This is a genomic window from Desulforhabdus sp. TSK (assembly GCF_022836495.1).
Taxonomy (GTDB): Bacteria; Desulfobacterota; Syntrophobacteria; order Syntrophobacterales; family Syntrophobacteraceae; genus Desulforhabdus.
Genome location: NZ_BQXM01000012.1, coordinates 41098 through 56529 on the forward strand (window position 1 = coordinate 41098; position 15432 = coordinate 56529).

At 55.5% G+C, this 15432-nt stretch carries 16 protein-coding genes; 4 read left to right on the forward strand and 12 right to left on the reverse strand.

Translation table 11 applies throughout. The features are described from left to right. Positions 1 to 330: 330 nt before the first annotated feature. The 11 genes from MWC30_RS09070 to MWC30_RS09120 all read right to left on the reverse strand — a co-directional run bounded on the left by MWC30_RS09070 (position 331) and on the right by MWC30_RS09120 (position 12907). Positions 331 to 1734 carry an SLC13 family permease gene (locus MWC30_RS09070; RefSeq protein ID WP_244083852.1) on the reverse strand — a complete coding sequence of 468 codons (1404 nt, stop codon included), beginning with the start codon at positions 1732 to 1734 and terminating at the stop codon, positions 331 to 333. Between the two features lie 333 nt (positions 1735 to 2067). Further along, the gene (locus MWC30_RS09075; RefSeq protein WP_244083853.1) at positions 2068 to 3651 is read right to left on the reverse strand and encodes a benzoate-CoA ligase family protein; all 1584 of its coding nucleotides are present in this window, start codon (positions 3649 to 3651) and stop codon (positions 2068 to 2070) included. Positions 3652 to 4401: 750 nt separating this feature from the next. Then, positions 4402 to 4617: a biotin/lipoyl-containing protein gene (locus MWC30_RS09080; RefSeq protein ID WP_244083854.1), complete on the reverse strand. Its 216-nt coding sequence runs from the start codon at positions 4615 to 4617 to the stop codon at positions 4402 to 4404. A 178-nt stretch (positions 4618 to 4795) separates the two neighbouring features. Then, positions 4796 to 5599 carry an AAA family ATPase gene (locus tag MWC30_RS09085; RefSeq protein WP_244083855.1) on the reverse strand — a complete coding sequence of 268 codons (804 nt, stop codon included), beginning with the start codon at positions 5597 to 5599 and terminating at the stop codon, positions 4796 to 4798. Between the two features lie 94 nt (positions 5600 to 5693). Continuing rightward, entirely contained in the window at positions 5694 to 6434 is a 741-nt protein-coding gene (locus tag MWC30_RS09090) for a TerC family protein (RefSeq protein WP_244083856.1), read from the reverse strand. A 103-nt stretch (positions 6435 to 6537) separates the two neighbouring features. Beyond that, on the reverse strand, positions 6538 to 7677 hold the full coding sequence (locus tag MWC30_RS09095; RefSeq protein WP_244083857.1) for a sodium ion-translocating decarboxylase subunit beta: 1140 nt from the start codon (positions 7675 to 7677) through the stop codon (positions 6538 to 6540). Next, positions 7677 to 7823 carry an OadG-related small transporter subunit gene (locus MWC30_RS09100; RefSeq protein ID WP_244083858.1) on the reverse strand — a complete coding sequence of 49 codons (147 nt, stop codon included), beginning with the start codon at positions 7821 to 7823 and terminating at the stop codon, positions 7677 to 7679. The genes MWC30_RS09095 and MWC30_RS09100 overlap by 1 nt, the downstream gene beginning before the upstream one ends. Before the next feature lie 94 nt (positions 7824 to 7917). Then, positions 7918 to 9651 (reverse strand): acyl-CoA carboxylase subunit beta, encoded by a 1734-nt coding sequence (locus MWC30_RS09105; RefSeq protein ID WP_244083859.1) that lies wholly within the window; start codon positions 9649 to 9651, stop codon positions 7918 to 7920. Positions 9652 to 9913: 262 nt separating this feature from the next. Further along, entirely contained in the window at positions 9914 to 11071 is a 1158-nt protein-coding gene (locus MWC30_RS09110; protein ID WP_244083860.1) for an acyl-CoA dehydrogenase family protein, read from the reverse strand. Between the two features lie 141 nt (positions 11072 to 11212). Then, positions 11213 to 11644: a Zn-ribbon domain-containing OB-fold protein gene (locus MWC30_RS09115; RefSeq protein WP_244083861.1), complete on the reverse strand. Its 432-nt coding sequence runs from the start codon at positions 11642 to 11644 to the stop codon at positions 11213 to 11215. A gap of 93 nt (positions 11645 to 11737) precedes the next feature. After that, a complete protein-coding gene (locus MWC30_RS09120) occupies positions 11738 to 12907 on the reverse strand; it encodes a hypothetical protein (protein WP_244083862.1) in 1170 nt (389 codons plus the stop codon). 442 nt (positions 12908 to 13349) lie between these two features. Here MWC30_RS09120 and MWC30_RS09125 point away from each other — a divergent pair, with 442 nt between their 5' ends. The 4 genes from MWC30_RS09125 to MWC30_RS09140 all read left to right on the forward strand — a co-directional run bounded on the left by MWC30_RS09125 (position 13350) and on the right by MWC30_RS09140 (position 14612). After that, the gene (locus MWC30_RS09125) at positions 13350 to 13547 is read left to right on the forward strand and encodes a type II toxin-antitoxin system VapB family antitoxin (protein WP_244083863.1); all 198 of its coding nucleotides are present in this window, start codon (positions 13350 to 13352) and stop codon (positions 13545 to 13547) included. A 2-nt stretch (positions 13548 to 13549) separates the two neighbouring features. Beyond that, positions 13550 to 13924, forward strand: coding sequence for a type II toxin-antitoxin system VapC family toxin (locus tag MWC30_RS09130; protein ID WP_244083864.1), 375 nt, complete (start codon positions 13550 to 13552; stop codon positions 13922 to 13924). Positions 13925 to 14100: 176 nt separating this feature from the next. Next, positions 14101 to 14313, forward strand: coding sequence for an addiction module protein (locus MWC30_RS09135; RefSeq protein WP_244083865.1), 213 nt, complete (start codon positions 14101 to 14103; stop codon positions 14311 to 14313). A gap of 23 nt (positions 14314 to 14336) precedes the next feature. Then, positions 14337 to 14612, forward strand: a complete 276-nt coding sequence (locus tag MWC30_RS09140; protein WP_244083866.1) for a type II toxin-antitoxin system RelE/ParE family toxin — start codon at positions 14337 to 14339, stop codon at positions 14610 to 14612. A gap of 158 nt (positions 14613 to 14770) precedes the next feature. Here the strand turns inward: MWC30_RS09140 and MWC30_RS09145 are convergent, their stop codons facing one another. Beyond that, entirely contained in the window at positions 14771 to 15115 is a 345-nt protein-coding gene (locus tag MWC30_RS09145; RefSeq protein WP_244083867.1) for a hypothetical protein, read from the reverse strand. Positions 15116 to 15432: the final 317 nt, after the last annotated feature.

Sequence of the window (15432 nt, forward strand, 5' to 3'; positions counted from 1 at the left end):
TTTGCCAGACACTTCACCCAATAGCACTGGCGCCATAAAAATGAATCTACAAAAAAGCTCTCCTCTCTGGAGCCTGCTGGACTGAAGCGATGCATCCGAACATGCCACGGAGGGAACTACCGCAGAGAAAGAGTCCAAAAATCATATCAAACTCGCTGAGCTTTGTTCCATCGAAAACCACCGGACAAAAGCTGGAATCCTGGGTCTCGAAGCGAGTTGAATTCCGGTTTTCACCGGCAACGGATGCTTTTGTCCACTGACCGACCGGAGAATTTTGTTCCATACTGACAAACGGATATACCGCAATCAAGAAACCTCTCAGGCCATAATTCAGCGTATCACACCGATCATGCGCCAGTAGGGCATGCTGATGAGCAATGCCACGACCACCGAAATGATATAGGACACACCCGCCAGCGTCACATGGTGCGGCGCCCACCCTTTGCCCTGCATCATGCCTTCGGCCATCAGGGTGAAGGGCTGCTGGTAGCTCAGCAGGAAGAAGTTGATGCCCACGATGTAGGCCATGGAGGCGACCAGGGGATGAATGCCGAACTGGTTGAAGACCGGTATGAGGATGGGAACCGTGAGAGCGATGGTCGAAAAGCCCCAGGGGACATCGATGAAGCGGATCGCCATGATGCCGAAGGTGGTCACGAGCAGGAATGCCAATGGATTTTCCGCCAGGGACATCAGATTCGGCTGCAGGATAGGTACGATCCAGTCGGACACCTTTGCATTGACGAAGATGGGCGAAAGGCTGATGGCAACCCCGAAGAACATGATGACGTCCCAGTTGACACCCGTGCTGACTTCCGGAACGGCAATGATCTTGAAGATAATGAGCAATGCCAGCGCCATCAACGCAACAGCAGCTGTCGGGATCCCGTGCATCTTTTCCGTCGTGAACATGATGAGAGAGCCGATGAGGATGGCAATCGCCACTTTTTCGTCACGGGTAACGGGCCCCAGGGCGGCATATTGTGCCCTGAAGGTGTCGCGGGGAATGCCGATGGCTTCCTTCGGCCGCATGGTAAGATAAATCAAGACGATGAAGATCACCGTGATCAGGAGCCAGGGCAATGCCAGGATCTGGAACCAGGAGTCAAAGGTGGCCATGCCCTTCAATTCGGCCGGCAGGAACCCCAGCATGATGGGGCCCGTCAGAGAACCCGTCAGCCAGCCGGTGCCGGGGAAAAGACACATGGCCCAGGCAATGATGGTGATGAAGGCAGACCCTTTGGAATGGGGGGCCTGTTTGCACGCCTCGACGACGCTGACGGCGATGGGCATGACGATGGCGATACGGACGGTGATGGACGGAGTCAGAGCCGAGAGGGCGATGCCGATGATGAACCAGCTCACGGCCATGGAGAGCCAGCTGGGCTCGAAGCTCTTCAATACCAGGTAGGCGATGCGCTTCCCGAGCCCCGTCTTTTGCAGGACAAAGCCGAAATAGAGGGCGGGAATGAGCACCCACACCGCCGGGCTGATGAAGCCCGCGGCAACGACATTGTACTTGAGGCCGAAGATGAGGCACCCGGCCAGGAGCAGCGAACCGCCCGCCATGAACGGCAGACCGCCGGGTCGAAAGATCCAGAAGCCCAGGGTGACGATGACGGTCGCCAGGATCCAGTGCCCCTGCTGAGGCAGCCCTGCAAAAGGGGCGACCAGCCCTATGATCAATGCAATCAAAACTGACGCGACAACTCCCAGGACCCTTGTATTCAACATAGTATCCCTTCTCCTGTTACCCGATGTACTGGCCGTCGTGGAAGGTTCCGACTGAGATGGACAAAGCCTCAACCTCAGTCAAGAGATGGAAGGTTCTCAGACCGGGACTCAATGTTCTTGACTTGACGTCACCCCAGTGAAAACAGGGCTCCAAAGTCTGGATTTGCCTGGATTCCCGATTTTGCCGGAATGACGATCGGAGCTTAAGTCAACGACATTGAGACCGGAATCCCCGCTGCAATTCCCTTCAAAACTCCCCGCTGCGGCACAGTGTCCCTACCATACCGCAACGGTCGCCAAACGGAAGTACGCAGTGACTTTCACCTTTGTCCGCTATTCACGCAGCTTAAATCTCTGTATTTTTCCGGTGGCGGTCATGGGCAGCTCTGCCGTGAACTCCACCCATCGGGGATACTTGTAAGGGGCAAGGCGATCTTTCACAAACTTTTGAAGCTCCTTTCCAAGGTCATCTCCAGGGGTGAAGCCCTTGTTGAGGACAATGAATGCCTTGGGTTTGATGAGGTCCTCCTCATCCCGCTTGGCCACCACGGCACACTGGGCGACCGCCGGGTGATCCAGCAGGGTGGCTTCCACCTCCAGGGGTGAAACCCAAATGCCGCTGACTTTCAGCGTGTCGTTGGAACGGCCGCTGTAGTGGAAATACCCTTCCTCGTCAATGGAGACGACATCCCCGGTCTTCATCCATCCGTCTCTGAAGGTCTCCTTATTCTGCTCCGGCTTGTTCCAGTAGCCGACCGCAAGGGATTCGCTGGTGACCCACAAATCACCCGTCTGGCCCATGGGGACTTCGGCGAGATCGTCGTCGAGGATCTTCACCTGGTAGCCCTTCAGCAGCGTGCCGGAACAGCCGATCTTCACCTTCCCCGGATGATTGCTGATGTAAATCCAACTGACCTCTGAAGACCCCAGCCCGTCCAGAATTTCGACCTTGAAGCGATCCACCCACCGTTTGTAGATGGGGCCCGGCAGCGCTTCACCGGCCGACGTGCAATATCGGAGAAAGCTGAAATCGGGTTGGAGCTTTTTCTCATCCAGGGCTTGCAGCATCTGGGCGTAAGCGGTCGGAACCGAAAAAAACATGGTTGGCCGATACTTCTGGAGATTGTTGAGGGTGTTTTCAGGAAGCGGACGCTGCTCATCCAGGACGACTGCCGCCGCATAATAAAAGGGAAGATAGAGCCCCATGTTCAGGCCGTAGGAAAAGAACAGCCTTGGAACTCCGTGAACGATATTGTCCGGCTTAAAATCGAGAACATGATGCCCATAGGTTTCCACAGCATAAACCAGGTCCTTGTGCAAATGGATCACCCCTTTGGGCTTCCCTGTCGTACCCGAGGTGTAAAGCCAGTAGGAATGGTCGGTGGGAGTGGTGGGATAGACATCCAGGGCGGGTGACGCCTCCGACTGGATTTGTCCGAGGGAGGGGTGATCCCCAACAGATTTTCCTCGCACCACGATGCGCTTCAGTTTTGTCTGGCTGACGGACAAATCAGCGATCTTGGAGAGCAGATCTTCTTCCACGACCAGCACCGTGGCTTCCGAATCGATGATGAAGTATTGCAGATCCGCCGGCGTTGTGAGGATGTTCAGGGGTACGGGAACCGCTCCAATTTTCATGGCCCCGAAGAAAACGGCGATGAAATCGGGACTGTCGTGCATCATCATCAGGACACGATCGCCCTTCTGAACCCCCAGCTTGGAAAGGGCATTTCCCGTCTGGTTGGTGAGGCGGTAAACATCCTGATAGGTGATCCTTTCATCTTTAAAATAGATGGCTATCCGGTTTCCCCGTCCATTCTCAATATGCCGCTCCAAGAGCAGGCTTACCATGTTGAATTGTTCCGGCAGTGCAAAGCCATTTTCCCAGGGTTTAATGTTTATGTCTTTGAATTCCATCGATCTGGTCTCCTCTTTGACGGGCATGATAAGGGTCCTTACCTCTTCTATTCACCAATTCACCGACGGTTCGGCTTCTCCTTGAATCCGCGTGGAGAATACAAACCTTTGTAGTCACACACCATATGGACAACGTGTGCGACTGCGGATCCTGGGCAGTCGGGCAGCTTCTGACGGCATCAGCGGGAACGGTTACAGCGTGAGATGGAAAGATGCATGGGCTGATCCACCGCTTCCGTGGGGATGAGAATCTGAAGACATTCCAGGCGCAGGCAATCCATTGGAGTGAAATCCAGCCCGATTCCTGGAGGAACACTCGTCCCGTCCGGGTGAGGAGAAAATCGCCTCTTTTGTGGTTATAAATTTACTATAATGAACTCGATCTATCCTCTCGATAATAGGATTATGAAATTTTCACCATAAAAACAAGAGAAATATTGAGATGTCTAGATTCTTATGACAGGAATTTCAGAAGATGACAAGCGGTTTTTAATTCATCGGTATGAATTAAATTCAATTCAGTATAATGAATTTACCCATGATTCGTGGGGAGTATCCCAGCACGTGTGGGAATCGCCACTGGAGGGAACGAGGGACGGAAAACGACGGACTCCCGTCGAGGGATGGGGGACAGACTTACGGAGGCCCATGAAACAAAACGGCCTCATGCCAAAGGCATGAGGCCGGTGTGACTCAGTCAGCAAGACTGTCAGATGCTAAGAAATGTCAGCTCATGGACTGCTCGTGGGATCAACCAATGACGAGCAGTACAGCACCCTCGTCCACGGCGTCACCCTTTTTGAAATTGACCTTCTGAACAACACCCGCAACAGGGCTTTCGATGGCGTTTTCCATCTTCATGGCTTCCAACACCACCACAACATCGCCCTCCTTGACGGTTTGCCCCTCCTGGACTGTCAGCTCCCAGACTTTACCCGGCATTGGTGCTTCAATACTTGTTGCCATTGACTACTCCTCCTCTTTGCTAAAATGCTTCAACAAGTTCAACTTCGGCGCCTCGATGCCTGGTGGCGCCTGATCCCTTTTCTTACTCCATCACGGCACAACGAACTGCCGAGCCCCACTCGATCCCTCCAGGGCTCGAGCTCCAAACACGTCCAGCAGCAGTGTACGCACCGGATGCTTATCCGCGATAATGCAGCTCGCATTTGACAGGCAATTCCCCGGCCAGCTTTCGAGCAAAGTCTTCGACCCGGGAGTGCTCCTTCGGGTTGTGAACCACTCCTCGCAGCACCAACTGCTTGCCGTCGTATTCCACATCGAACGTTGGAAGCAGAAAGGCGGGATTCGTGAGAATGGCGGCCTTGATCCGCACCGCCTCCGCCCGCATCAGAAGTGTCTTCTGAGCTGCTTCGGTCTTTCGCCCATCCCGATCACGCAGAAGCTCCATGACTGCCGCCGCCACTTCTTCGACCGACATTTTACCCGTATCGAAGGTAAAGTCAAACTCGGAAGGATCATTCACTTCTTTGCCGTAGAGGGCGCGGATGAAGCCGACTCTTTCGCGATCCACCTTCTCCGCGAGCCAGCGGGCCATCCCCTGATCCACGGAATCACGCTTCATGATCCTTTCCACCCTCGCATCCAGTGGGGCGACGACTCGAATGCTGAGAGCGTGCGGGATCCCTTTCAGGAGAAACCCACCCCCCCGGCCCATGATAACGACATTGTCCCCGGCGGCATGGGTCAGGATGGTTTTCTGGATCATGGCGCCAAAGCCCCGGAATGACCAGTCGTATTTCTCCCAGATACTGGGAGAGTGCTCATCGAGATCTTTTGCCCATTTCTCCCATTTGTCCCCAAGGGTCCTGATCTCGCTGAGGATGGACTCCTTGTCCACATACTCATATCCCAGGGATTCCGCGACTTTCTGACCGATCTCCCTTCCACCGCTCCCAAATTCCCGCGACACTGATAGAATGGCCATAATTACCTCACCCGCTCCTCATCCTGGTTCACCGGTTCAGCCTTCACTGCATGCGTCGAGGCATTCATCCACAGGCATGCACCCGTTATGCAGCTCACCCGGAACGACCTCCGTGCTCACCATGCCCTTCCGCGGCTTCCTGCGTCCTGACCATCCACTTGATCCAGAGCTTGCCCACCACGATGACGCCGACGGCAAAAAGAGCTTCCATTGAATATTGGAACGCTTTGCTCGGAGCCAGCCAACGGGTGACAACGGGATCGGTGAAGATCATCTCGGCCCCCACCCTGCCCAGTATCGCAGCGCCAATGTAAACGATGATGGGATACTTGTCCATGAGCATGGACAACAGGTTGCTCGTGAAAACGACGAAGGGAATGCTCAACCCAAGGCCGAACAGGAGCAGGAACAGGTTTCCGTGAGAGGCCCCTCCCACGGCCAGCATGTTGTCGAGGGCCATGGTGATGTCTGCGATGACGATGAGCTTGACGGCCTGGCCGATGGTCGTCGCCTCTTTGTCGAGGCTTTCCTCAGGAGCGCCCTCTATGAAAAGTTTCACGGCGATCCACAGGATCAGGCAACCGCCCACCAGTTTGATGTAGTTGATCTGCAGGAGCTGAGAGACAAAAAAGGTAAGAATGACACGCAGAATGACCGCAGCACCGGCGCCAAACAAGATGCCCTTTCGCCTCTGGTCTGCAGGAAGGGACCGCACGGCCATGGCGATGACGACTGCGTTGTCCCCTGCCAGGATCAGGTCGATGATGACGATACTGAAGAGGGCAGTGAAAAAATTCCAGTCTAAATGAAAACTTGTCAGTGTGCTCCAGTCCAATGGTCATCCTCCTTTTTCCGGAACTGCATCGAGATGAGACGCGGAGGAGGGCCACAGAGAAAGCCCTCTACCCATCGCCACACTCGCGAGCCGAAAACCGCCCCTAACCCAGGCCCATTCCCTTGAGTACGGAGAGCATGATGGCGGCGGCCATGATGGAGCCGATCTGGCCTCCCGTGTTGGCGCCCATGGCGTGCATCAACAGCCAGTTGTTCCTGTCGTAACGGCGGCCTTCCGTCATCACCACACGTGCCGCCATGGGATAGGCGGAAATTCCGGCGGCTCCCAGGAGGGGATTGATCTTGCCGCCACTCAGGACACACATGATCTTCCCAAAAAGGACCCCGGTCACGGTGTCGAGACAGATGGCGCCCAGTCCCAGCGCCAGGATAATGAGGGTCTGTGCTTTCAGGAAGGCCGCCCCTTCCATGGTGGCACCGATGGAAAGCCCCAGGAGGAGCGTGACGATGTTGGGAATTTCATTTTCCGCAGCACCTGTGAGGCGGCTGACGACCCCGCTTTCCTTCATGAGATTCCCCAGCATCAGCATGCCCATGAGAGGTGTTCCCATGGGGGCGATGAGGCAGGTCAGGATCGTCACGCCAATGGGAAAGAGGATTTTCAAGCTCTTGGAAACGGACTTTTTGGGGTACGGCATGCGGATCTTCCGTTCCTTTTCCGTTGTGAGAAGCTTCATGATGGGAGGCTGAAGGAGGGGAACGAGGGACATATATGAATAGGCCGCGACGGAGACGGCACCCAGGAGATGTGGAGCGTACTTGGAAGCGACATAGATGGAAGTCGGACCGTCACAGGCCCCGATGATCCCGATGGTGGCCGCATCCAGCAGGTTGAATCCCAGCCCCAACGCGACCAGCAACGTGATGAAAATACCGAACTGGCCGGCAGCCCCCAGGAGCAGGATCTTGGGATTTTCCAATAAAGGCGTGAAATCGGTCATCGCCCCGATCCCTATGAAAATCAGGCAAGGGAAGACTTCCGTAATGACTCCAAAATCATAAAAGAACCGAAGAAGTCCATGTTCCTCCATGACCCCGCTCATGGGGATGTTCACCATCACGGCCCCGAATCCGATGGGAAGCAGGAGCAGCGGTTCATAGCCCTTTTGGATTCCGAGCCAGAGCAGCATGCATCCCACAGCCATCATCACCACACCCTCGATGGTGAGGGCGCTGAGTCCCATGACCAGGCTGCTCAGCGCGGACAGAATCATCGATTCCATTATTTATTCTCCTCCACGGCCTCTTCCTCCGTGTAAGGCAGCAGGCGCTTCCCGATGTTCACCACCAGGATAATGAATCCGAGGCTCAAAAGGGTCCCGCCCATGCCAACGAACATGATTACCAATCCCTGGCTGAGTGTATCCATATCGATCACCTCATTCCTGCCGTAAGGAGCGCCCCGGCACCACGATGATCGGCGGCGATCGATGTGTGGAGCCGGGGCGCAGGGTATTGCAGACTTACCCGCGGATGATCCTGGGGAGAATCATCTGGTGCTGGGCGCAGATGGACTTGGGATTCTGGTACACACAGCCGACAAAAGCCTGCATGTATTTTCTGATGTCGGCGAAGCTCACGACCTCATCCACAAAGCCGGACTTGGCGCAGTAGGCGGGCCGGGACGTATCGGTGTAAAGCTGGACGAGCTCGTTCATCTTGTCGATGGTGGGAGCCAGGGGCTTGCCGGCATCCTTGTCTTTCACCAGCCTTCGCGCATAGGAAGCTGCCGCGGCGGTCTCACCGTGCATGACGTAAATTTCCGTCGTGGGAACCCCCAGGGTGAAAGCGTTGTGGTTGTTGGCGGTGGGGCCGCCCATGACATAGTGAGCCGCGGCGGTGCCTTTTCTCAGGACCACGAGCATCATGGGAACGTCCGTCTGTTCGATGGAGTAGATGAGAGACTGGCCCAACCCCAGCAGTTCGGCCTTCTCCGCGATGTCGCCCACATCGATGCCGCTGGTGTCCTGGAACCAGACGATGGGTACCCGATCGCGTCCGCACAGGGTTACGAACTCGTTCATCTTGATGAGGCCCTGTCGATAGAGCTTGCCGCCGATGCCGGGATAGTCGGCGTATTCGGGATAGCCTTTGGGCATGAAGCCCTGGCGGTTGCCGATGACACCCACGGGAAAGCCGTCCACTTTCGTCAGAGCACAATAAATCTCGGGTCCATACCCCGGGCGAAACTCCAGGTGCTCGCTGCCGTCCACCAATCTGGCCACCACTTCGTCGAAAGAGTAGACTCTCTTCTGGTTGAAGGGCACAATCCGCTCGATTTCGGCCGGATCGAGACGGGGGGGCTTGGGCTCGGCGACGCGGAAAAATTTCGGGTTATATGCCGGCATGTCCTTCATGTAATCCTTGATGCCATCCAGGGCGCCCTTCTCGGTTTCGTACACGTAGCGGAAGAAACCCGTGGCATCGTGGTGGATTTGCACGCTTCCCGGAGGCAGCTCTTTGAACTTTCTCGTCGCATCGATGAGGGCCTCGCAGCCTTCCTCATCGAAGGAGCCCTTGGGGCTCATGCCGCTGACGATACCGCCCCCACCGACTGCCATGTTGGCATCCTTGTGGGCAATGAGAATCGTGGGGCTGACGGCCTGATAGCCGCCTCCGGCGGGGTTCGTCCCATAGATGGCGGCCAGAACGGGAAGGCCCATCTGCTGCAGTTCGGCATGGCGGAAAAAGGTCGTTCCACTTCCTCTGCGGTTGGCATAGACCAGATGCTGCTCGGGGAGCTTGACGCCGCTGCAGTTCACCAGCCAGACGAGGGGCACGTGCAGGCGCTTGGCCATGTCCGTCACGCGGAGGATATTTTCCGACTGTCCGGCGATCCATGCACCCGCCATCACCTTGTTGTCGAACCCGATGATGACGGCCCACTTGCCGGAGATTTTCCCCAGGCCGTCGATCACGCCGGTGGTGCCTTCTTCGTTCTGCATGGGATCATAAAGGGTATGGAGGGGGCACCAGGTGCCGGGGTCCACCAGGTATTCCAGGCGCTGCCAGACGGTCATCTGTCCGCGATCGTTGACTTTCTTCTCGGGAATGCCTGCATTTTTGACGCGCTGAATCTCTTCGGCCAGCAGCTTCTCCACCTGCTTGATCTGTTCAACGCTCTCGGCGGAATCGGACAGCTGTCGGTCCGTCAACGGACGACCGAATTCGGGCATTTTTTCAAAATAAGGCTTCATAGATATTTTTCCTCTTCGGGTCAGCTCAAAGGGAGCAAGCTGTATGTCGTTGGGAGTGATAACTTTCAGGATTCATGCTGTATTACTGCGAAAAACGATGATCTTCAAGTCGGATCTTCACACCGCTCGTCCCGTAAAACGAAAAAAAATCGGGAGGTGACGCCCGACGTGAGATTTTCATGTCCGGGAGTACGATCGTACGGTGCTCCCGGACATGCCGGGTTGGGGCTCCCGGAAAAACCGGGGCCCCCTTGGCGGTGTTTTATCGATTCTGGGAATGGCCGCAGGAGATGCCGGCAATAATCGTCTTCTGGATGTTGGAGGTCCCTTCCACAACCTGGAGAGACTTGACATCACGATAGTAGCGCTCGATGGGGTATTCCGTCGAGAAACCGTAAGAACCGAAGATTTTCATGGATTCATTGGCTGCATGGACGGCTGCTTCACAGGCAAAGAACTTGGCGATGGAGGTTTCGTGCTGGTTGGGCTTGCCCTGGTCTTTGTAATAAGCGGCTTTGTAGACGAGGAGCTGAGCAGCGTCATGCTCGGCGACCATTTCGGCGATTTGCCCCTGGATCAACTGGAACTTGGAGATAGGCTGGCCGAACTGAGTACGCTCGTTGGCATACTTAATGGCCAGATCGATACAACCGCCGCCCGCGCCCAGCGCTCCGGCAGCACAGCCCAGACGGGTGTTGTTGAGCTGGAACATGCAGATGTTGAATCCCTGGCCCACTTCGCCCAGGACGTTCTCCTTGGGGACCTTGACGGCGTCGAAGGAGATTTCACCGGTGGGGGCGCAGTGGAGTCCCAGCTTCGTTTCGATGGGCAGAGCCGTGACGCCCGGGGAATTCTTCAGGTCCACGATGAAGCAGGTCATGCCCTTATACTTCTTTTCCTTGTCCGTGTAGGCATAAACGAGCCCATAGTCGCCGACGTGGGCGTTGCTGATCCACATCTTCTGACCGTTGATCTCCCAGTGGTCGCCTTTGTCCTTGGCCGTCGTCCTCATGCCGGAGACATCGGAGCCGACGTTGGGCTCGGTGATGGCAAAGAAGCCAAGCTTCTCACCGGATACCCAACCGGGGATGAATTTCTCCTTCTGCTCCTTGGTCCCAAACTTGTTGACGGTACAGGCGGGTCCGAGGTTCTGCATGTTGAAGGGCACGCGCCAGGAGGGAGACACCTTGGCGATCTGCTCTGCCATGATGGCGGATTCCAGAAAACCCATGCCGTTTCCGCCGTACTCTTCGGGGATGGCGCAGCCGAAAAAGCCCAGCTCACCCATCTTCTGCACCAGTTCCGGACGAAAACGGTGCTCTTTTTCGTCCTGCTCCATGGTGGGCATGATTTCATTTTCGGCGAAACGGCGTGCCTGCTCCTGAACCATTCTTTGTTCTTCGTTCAACTCAAGAATCATGTGTTCTCCTCCTTGTGTGAAATAGACGGCAGGCCATCTCGGTGGGGCGCAGCGACTGCGCCCCACCATCGAAAGGGATCCACGGCATTCCCCTGCGGAGGGAATGCATCCCGGGCCTGAAATTTCAGGAATCTGATAAGATCATGCCTTCTGAAACACGTAGGTCAGCTTGTCGTTGGAAGTCTTGCTGACGACGGCTTTCATCTCCATCCCCACCGAAAGCTCCCCGACGGGAACGGAACGGTCGATGCGTCCGAAGACCTTGTAGTCGCCGTAATCTACCAGTGCGATGGTGTAGGGGAGGTCATCCGTGAAGCCGGTGGGAGCATACTGCAGCGTGGAATAGCTGACGAGCTTGCCCTTCCCTGTAACCTCGAACCACTCCATGTTGCCGGAAAGCGACTGGTAGCAGTGCGCACGGGGCGGGAAGAAATGCTTCCCGCAATCCTTGCAGCGTGTTCCCATCAATTTGCCGCCCTCCAGGTGTCCAATGAAATCGTTGACCTGCGTGACACTGGCGAAGCTGACCGTTCCGAATTTTGCGAATCGTGTATCCAGTTCTTGTTTTGCCATCTCTAATTCTCCATAAAAACCGGTCGGTGGTCGTATGGGAGGCAAGGACGAATCGCCCTCCCCCATACTACAGGGGATCAGACGCGGAGAGCATCAATCCAGGCCAAAAATGGTGACATTCCCGTAGAGGCCGACGCCGCCGATGTTGTGCACCAGGCCGAAAGCCGGGTCCTTCACCTGAATGGCGCCTGCTTCGCCCCTGAGCTGCAGAACGATGGTCCGGATCTGAGATCCACCCGTCGCTCCGATGGGATGACCCTTGGAAAGGAGTCCACCATCCACGTTGACGGGGATGCGCCCTTCTTTGTAGGTCTCTTTGGCGCGAATGAGCTCCTTGCCCTCGCCGGGCTTGGCAAAGCCCAGGTTTTCGTAGGCCATCATTTCGGCGATGGTGAAGCAGTCATGCACTTCGGCCACATTGATGTCGGCGGCGGTGATGCCTGCCATGGCGTAGGCCTGGCGAGCCGATTCCCTGGCCACGGCGAGCCCGCTCAGCTGGTCACGGCCAGCCATATTCACCGGAGCCGAAGCCGCACCGATGCCCTTGATCCACACCGGTTTTTTGCACAGGGCACGTGCCTTTTCCTCGCTGGCGACGATGACGATGGAGCTGCCGTCGGCGTTGGCACAGCAGTCGCCCGTGCGGAGCGGACTGGATACCGGCGATCCCATGGGGCTGGCGGGGTCTGTGAACTGTTCCAGGGCGACCGCTTTCCGGTAAACGGCCTTTTCATTGAGCTGCCCGTAGGTGGCGGCCTTCACCCGGATGAGGGCCAGATCTTCGGGGGTCGTCCCGTACTTGGCCATGTGAGCCTGCGCATGGAGCGCATAATACGCCGGCATCATGGTTCCGAAGGGGGATTCCCACTGAATGTCGGCGCCGCGGCCCATACGCTCCTGGGATTCCGCCGACGTCAACTGAGACATGATCTGGAAACCGATGACCATCACCACATCGTGCAGTCCCGACTTGACCAGCGAGTAGGCGAGCTTGACGCCCGTGCTGCTGGAAGAGCAGAGAGTCTCCGCATAGAATGTGGGCTGCGGGTTCAAGCCGAGGTATTCTGCGATGACGCCGGCGGGGGACCGCTGCTTGTCATACTCCGGCGCGGAACAAACCACCGTTGCGTCGATATCCTTGGTGGTGATCCCGGTATTTTCCATGGCTTCCTTGAAGCCTTCGAACACCAGCTCCCGGATCGATCCGGGATACGTGCGAACAAATGTGCTCTGCCCTACACCGATAATTCCAACCTTGCCCATACGTTTTCTCCTCAATTGTCCGGCCTGGCTACCAACCGCTGAACGCATCCCGGAAAGTAACGACAAAATACGCCTGCCCCCCATGAGACATGCGCTCTATACGCATCGAAGACCGGCAACAGACCTCTGTTGCCGTCCCTCCGAAAAATTTGTCTTCTCCCAAAAACGAGCGGCCTGGTACATTAAGCTATATTACGGCTACAACATAGCTTTACGCCGCACGGAATGTCAACAACTATTTTCTCGTGAAATGACGAATATCGTGAGGAGCTGTAAATTTATTCGCCGGACGGGAGGCAATACATGTCCCTCCATTGCGACGTCAGCGCAGTGGTTGCGTGACGGTGATGACGGGCGTTCTGCAAAGGGTACAAATCCATTGACACAGACATATCATTGATACATATTGATGCATATCATTCAGAATGAAAGGTGAATTAAGATGAGAACCACGCTGAACATTGAAGACGCATTGGTTGAAAAGGCATCGGAATTAACGGGGATCAAGGAAAAAACCACCTTGGTGAAACTTGGTCTCGAGGCGTTGATAGCCAGAGAAAGTGCCAGAAGGCTGGCGAAACTGGGTGGGACGGAGAAACAGTTGAAGGCCATTCCACGCAGAAGGATTTCGGAGAATTAGAGATGGTTCTTGCAGACACATCGGTGTGGGTACGTCACCTTCGGGAGGGCGACTCTGACCTTGAACGACTTCTGAATAATGGACAAGTGATGTGTCACCCATATATTGTTGGCGAACTCGCCTGTGGTAACATAAAGAACAGACGCGAAGTCCTCTCGCTCCTGCAACTCCTTCCCCTGGTGACCCTGGCGACGCACAAAGAGATCCTCCAGTTCATTGAATCGAACCAACTGATGGGTAAAGGACTCGGCTATATTGACGTTCATCTCTCTGCTTCGGCTGTCTTAACAAGTGTCCCATTGTGGAGCTATGACAAGAAGCTTAGTGAGGCCAACGAGGTGCTCGGCATAAGATATAATCCGGCGTTGCTCATGTGAAGTTATGGGACGCTCATGAGCAGCAGGGGGAACAGTTCGTAGATCAGCAAAAATCAAAGGCCGACGGCATCAGCTGGCGAGACGCATTGGTCGACGCTCGTTCCCCCGACGACTAAGCTCAGAGCGGTGTTTTCTTTCCTGGGACTTCGCCATTCACATACAGAAAGGAGTTAACAATGACCGATCCAAATGCGGTATTGAAGGAAGCATTGACTCTGAAACCGGCTCAGAAAGCTGAATTAATCGATAAACTGCTCTCAAGCCTGGATAAGCCGGATAAGGACATCGACGAATTGTGGGCAAAAGAGGCCGAGAGCCGGATCGACGCGTATGAAAAGGGCAAAATAAAGGCAGTGACTTTGGAAAGGGTACTGAACAAGTATAGATAGGATACGGAATGCGGATCCGTTTTTTGGAAATTGCCGAGATCGAGCTCGACGAGGCGATTCAGTATTACAACTATGAGGTCGCCGGACTTGGCGATGACTTTCTTACTGAAGTCTTGGATACTCTGGATCGGATTGCGAGGTTTCCAGAAGCATGGCATCCCTGCTCAAAGAGGACACGGAGGTGTCAGATGCGCCGTTTTCCATATGGAATCATCTACCAGATCCGAAAAGCGGAAATACTTGTTATTGCTGTTGAAAACCTGCACAGAGAGCCAAACTGCTGGGAGGATCGACTCTAAAACGAGCCCAACTATCGAATGAACCCGACAAGCAACCACGAGGCAGATCCGTTGGCTATATTCGAAATCTTTGGCCGTGGTTATTTGCGGGTTGTCCGCCCGTTCGCGCAGCTTCGCTGCGCGAATGCCCGAGCTGACTTCCTCGAGTGGATCTGCACTCACCTCTTCACCACCTCGATATCCACTTCCCCCTTGAAGGCTTCGTCCAAGGCCTTCTGAAGATTCTCCGCCGCCTCGGGCTTTTCGAATTCGACCACGAGCTCCGTGTCGTCGAGGACCTTGAGGCGTCCATACTGGTTGACGACGTCGATCACTTTTCGGGGGTCCGTCGTGACCCAGCCTTTCATGCGCTTCACGAGCTCCTCGCCGTTGAAGGCCCGTTCGATGGTGAGATCCACCCTCCGGTGCCTGGCTTCCCACCCCACGAGGGCCGGACGCACCACCGTGGGGGTGACGGGGTCATGCATTGCCGCACAGCGGAACCACAGTTTTGCTCGAACCATATTGCTTCTCCTTTGCTGCTTCCATGTGTGAGGAGCGCAGGGTAACGGGCCGATCCCGTTTTTGTCAAGGGGCGGGATGACGCCCGGAATTTTTAAAAGACTCCGGTACGAATCTCCTCAAAGGGCTTGGATATCTTGTCTTCCTCGATGCTCGAAGGATTCTTGACTTGACTGGGGGATTGGTGTAATCGCCATGACAGGCTTGAGGGGCGCTTGCTCCCTCGGGAGCCACCCGTCCGTGGAACGTTACCGAGCACAAGACGGATATCCCCAAACCGATCTTCATTCATTGCCTCATGCCCAAGAAAGTGATGGTG

Bases quoted from the DNA above. Each gene is read 5' to 3' on its own strand.
- MWC30_RS09070 (WP_244083852.1), bottom strand. From the start codon at position 1,734: ATGTTGAATACAAGGGTCCTGGGAGTTGTCGCGTCAGTTTTGATTGCA.
- MWC30_RS09075 (WP_244083853.1), bottom strand. From the start codon at position 3,651: ATGGAATTCAAAGACATAAACATTAAACCCTGGGAAAATGGCTTTGCA.
- MWC30_RS09080 (WP_244083854.1), bottom strand. From the start codon at position 4,617: ATGGCAACAAGTATTGAAGCACCAATGCCGGGTAAAGTCTGGGAGCTG.
- MWC30_RS09085 (WP_244083855.1), bottom strand. From the start codon at position 5,599: ATGGCCATTCTATCAGTGTCGCGGGAATTTGGGAGCGGTGGAAGGGAG.
- MWC30_RS09095 (WP_244083857.1), bottom strand. From the start codon at position 7,677: ATGGAATCGATGATTCTGTCCGCGCTGAGCAGCCTGGTCATGGGACTC.
- MWC30_RS09100 (WP_244083858.1), bottom strand. From the start codon at position 7,823: ATGGATACACTCAGCCAGGGATTGGTAATCATGTTCGTTGGCATGGGC.
- MWC30_RS09105 (WP_244083859.1), bottom strand. From the start codon at position 9,651: ATGAAGCCTTATTTTGAAAAAATGCCCGAATTCGGTCGTCCGTTGACG.
- MWC30_RS09110 (WP_244083860.1), bottom strand. From the start codon at position 11,071: ATGATTCTTGAGTTGAACGAAGAACAAAGAATGGTTCAGGAGCAGGCA.
- MWC30_RS09115 (WP_244083861.1), bottom strand. From the start codon at position 11,644: ATGGCAAAACAAGAACTGGATACACGATTCGCAAAATTCGGAACGGTC.
- MWC30_RS09120 (WP_244083862.1), bottom strand. From the start codon at position 12,907: ATGGGCAAGGTTGGAATTATCGGTGTAGGGCAGAGCACATTTGTTCGC.
- MWC30_RS09125 (WP_244083863.1), top strand. From the start codon at position 13,350: ATGAGAACCACGCTGAACATTGAAGACGCATTGGTTGAAAAGGCATCG.
- MWC30_RS09130 (WP_244083864.1), top strand. From the start codon at position 13,550: ATGGTTCTTGCAGACACATCGGTGTGGGTACGTCACCTTCGGGAGGGC.
- MWC30_RS09135 (WP_244083865.1), top strand. From the start codon at position 14,101: ATGACCGATCCAAATGCGGTATTGAAGGAAGCATTGACTCTGAAACCG.
- MWC30_RS09145 (WP_244083867.1), bottom strand. From the start codon at position 15,115: ATGGTTCGAGCAAAACTGTGGTTCCGCTGTGCGGCAATGCATGACCCC.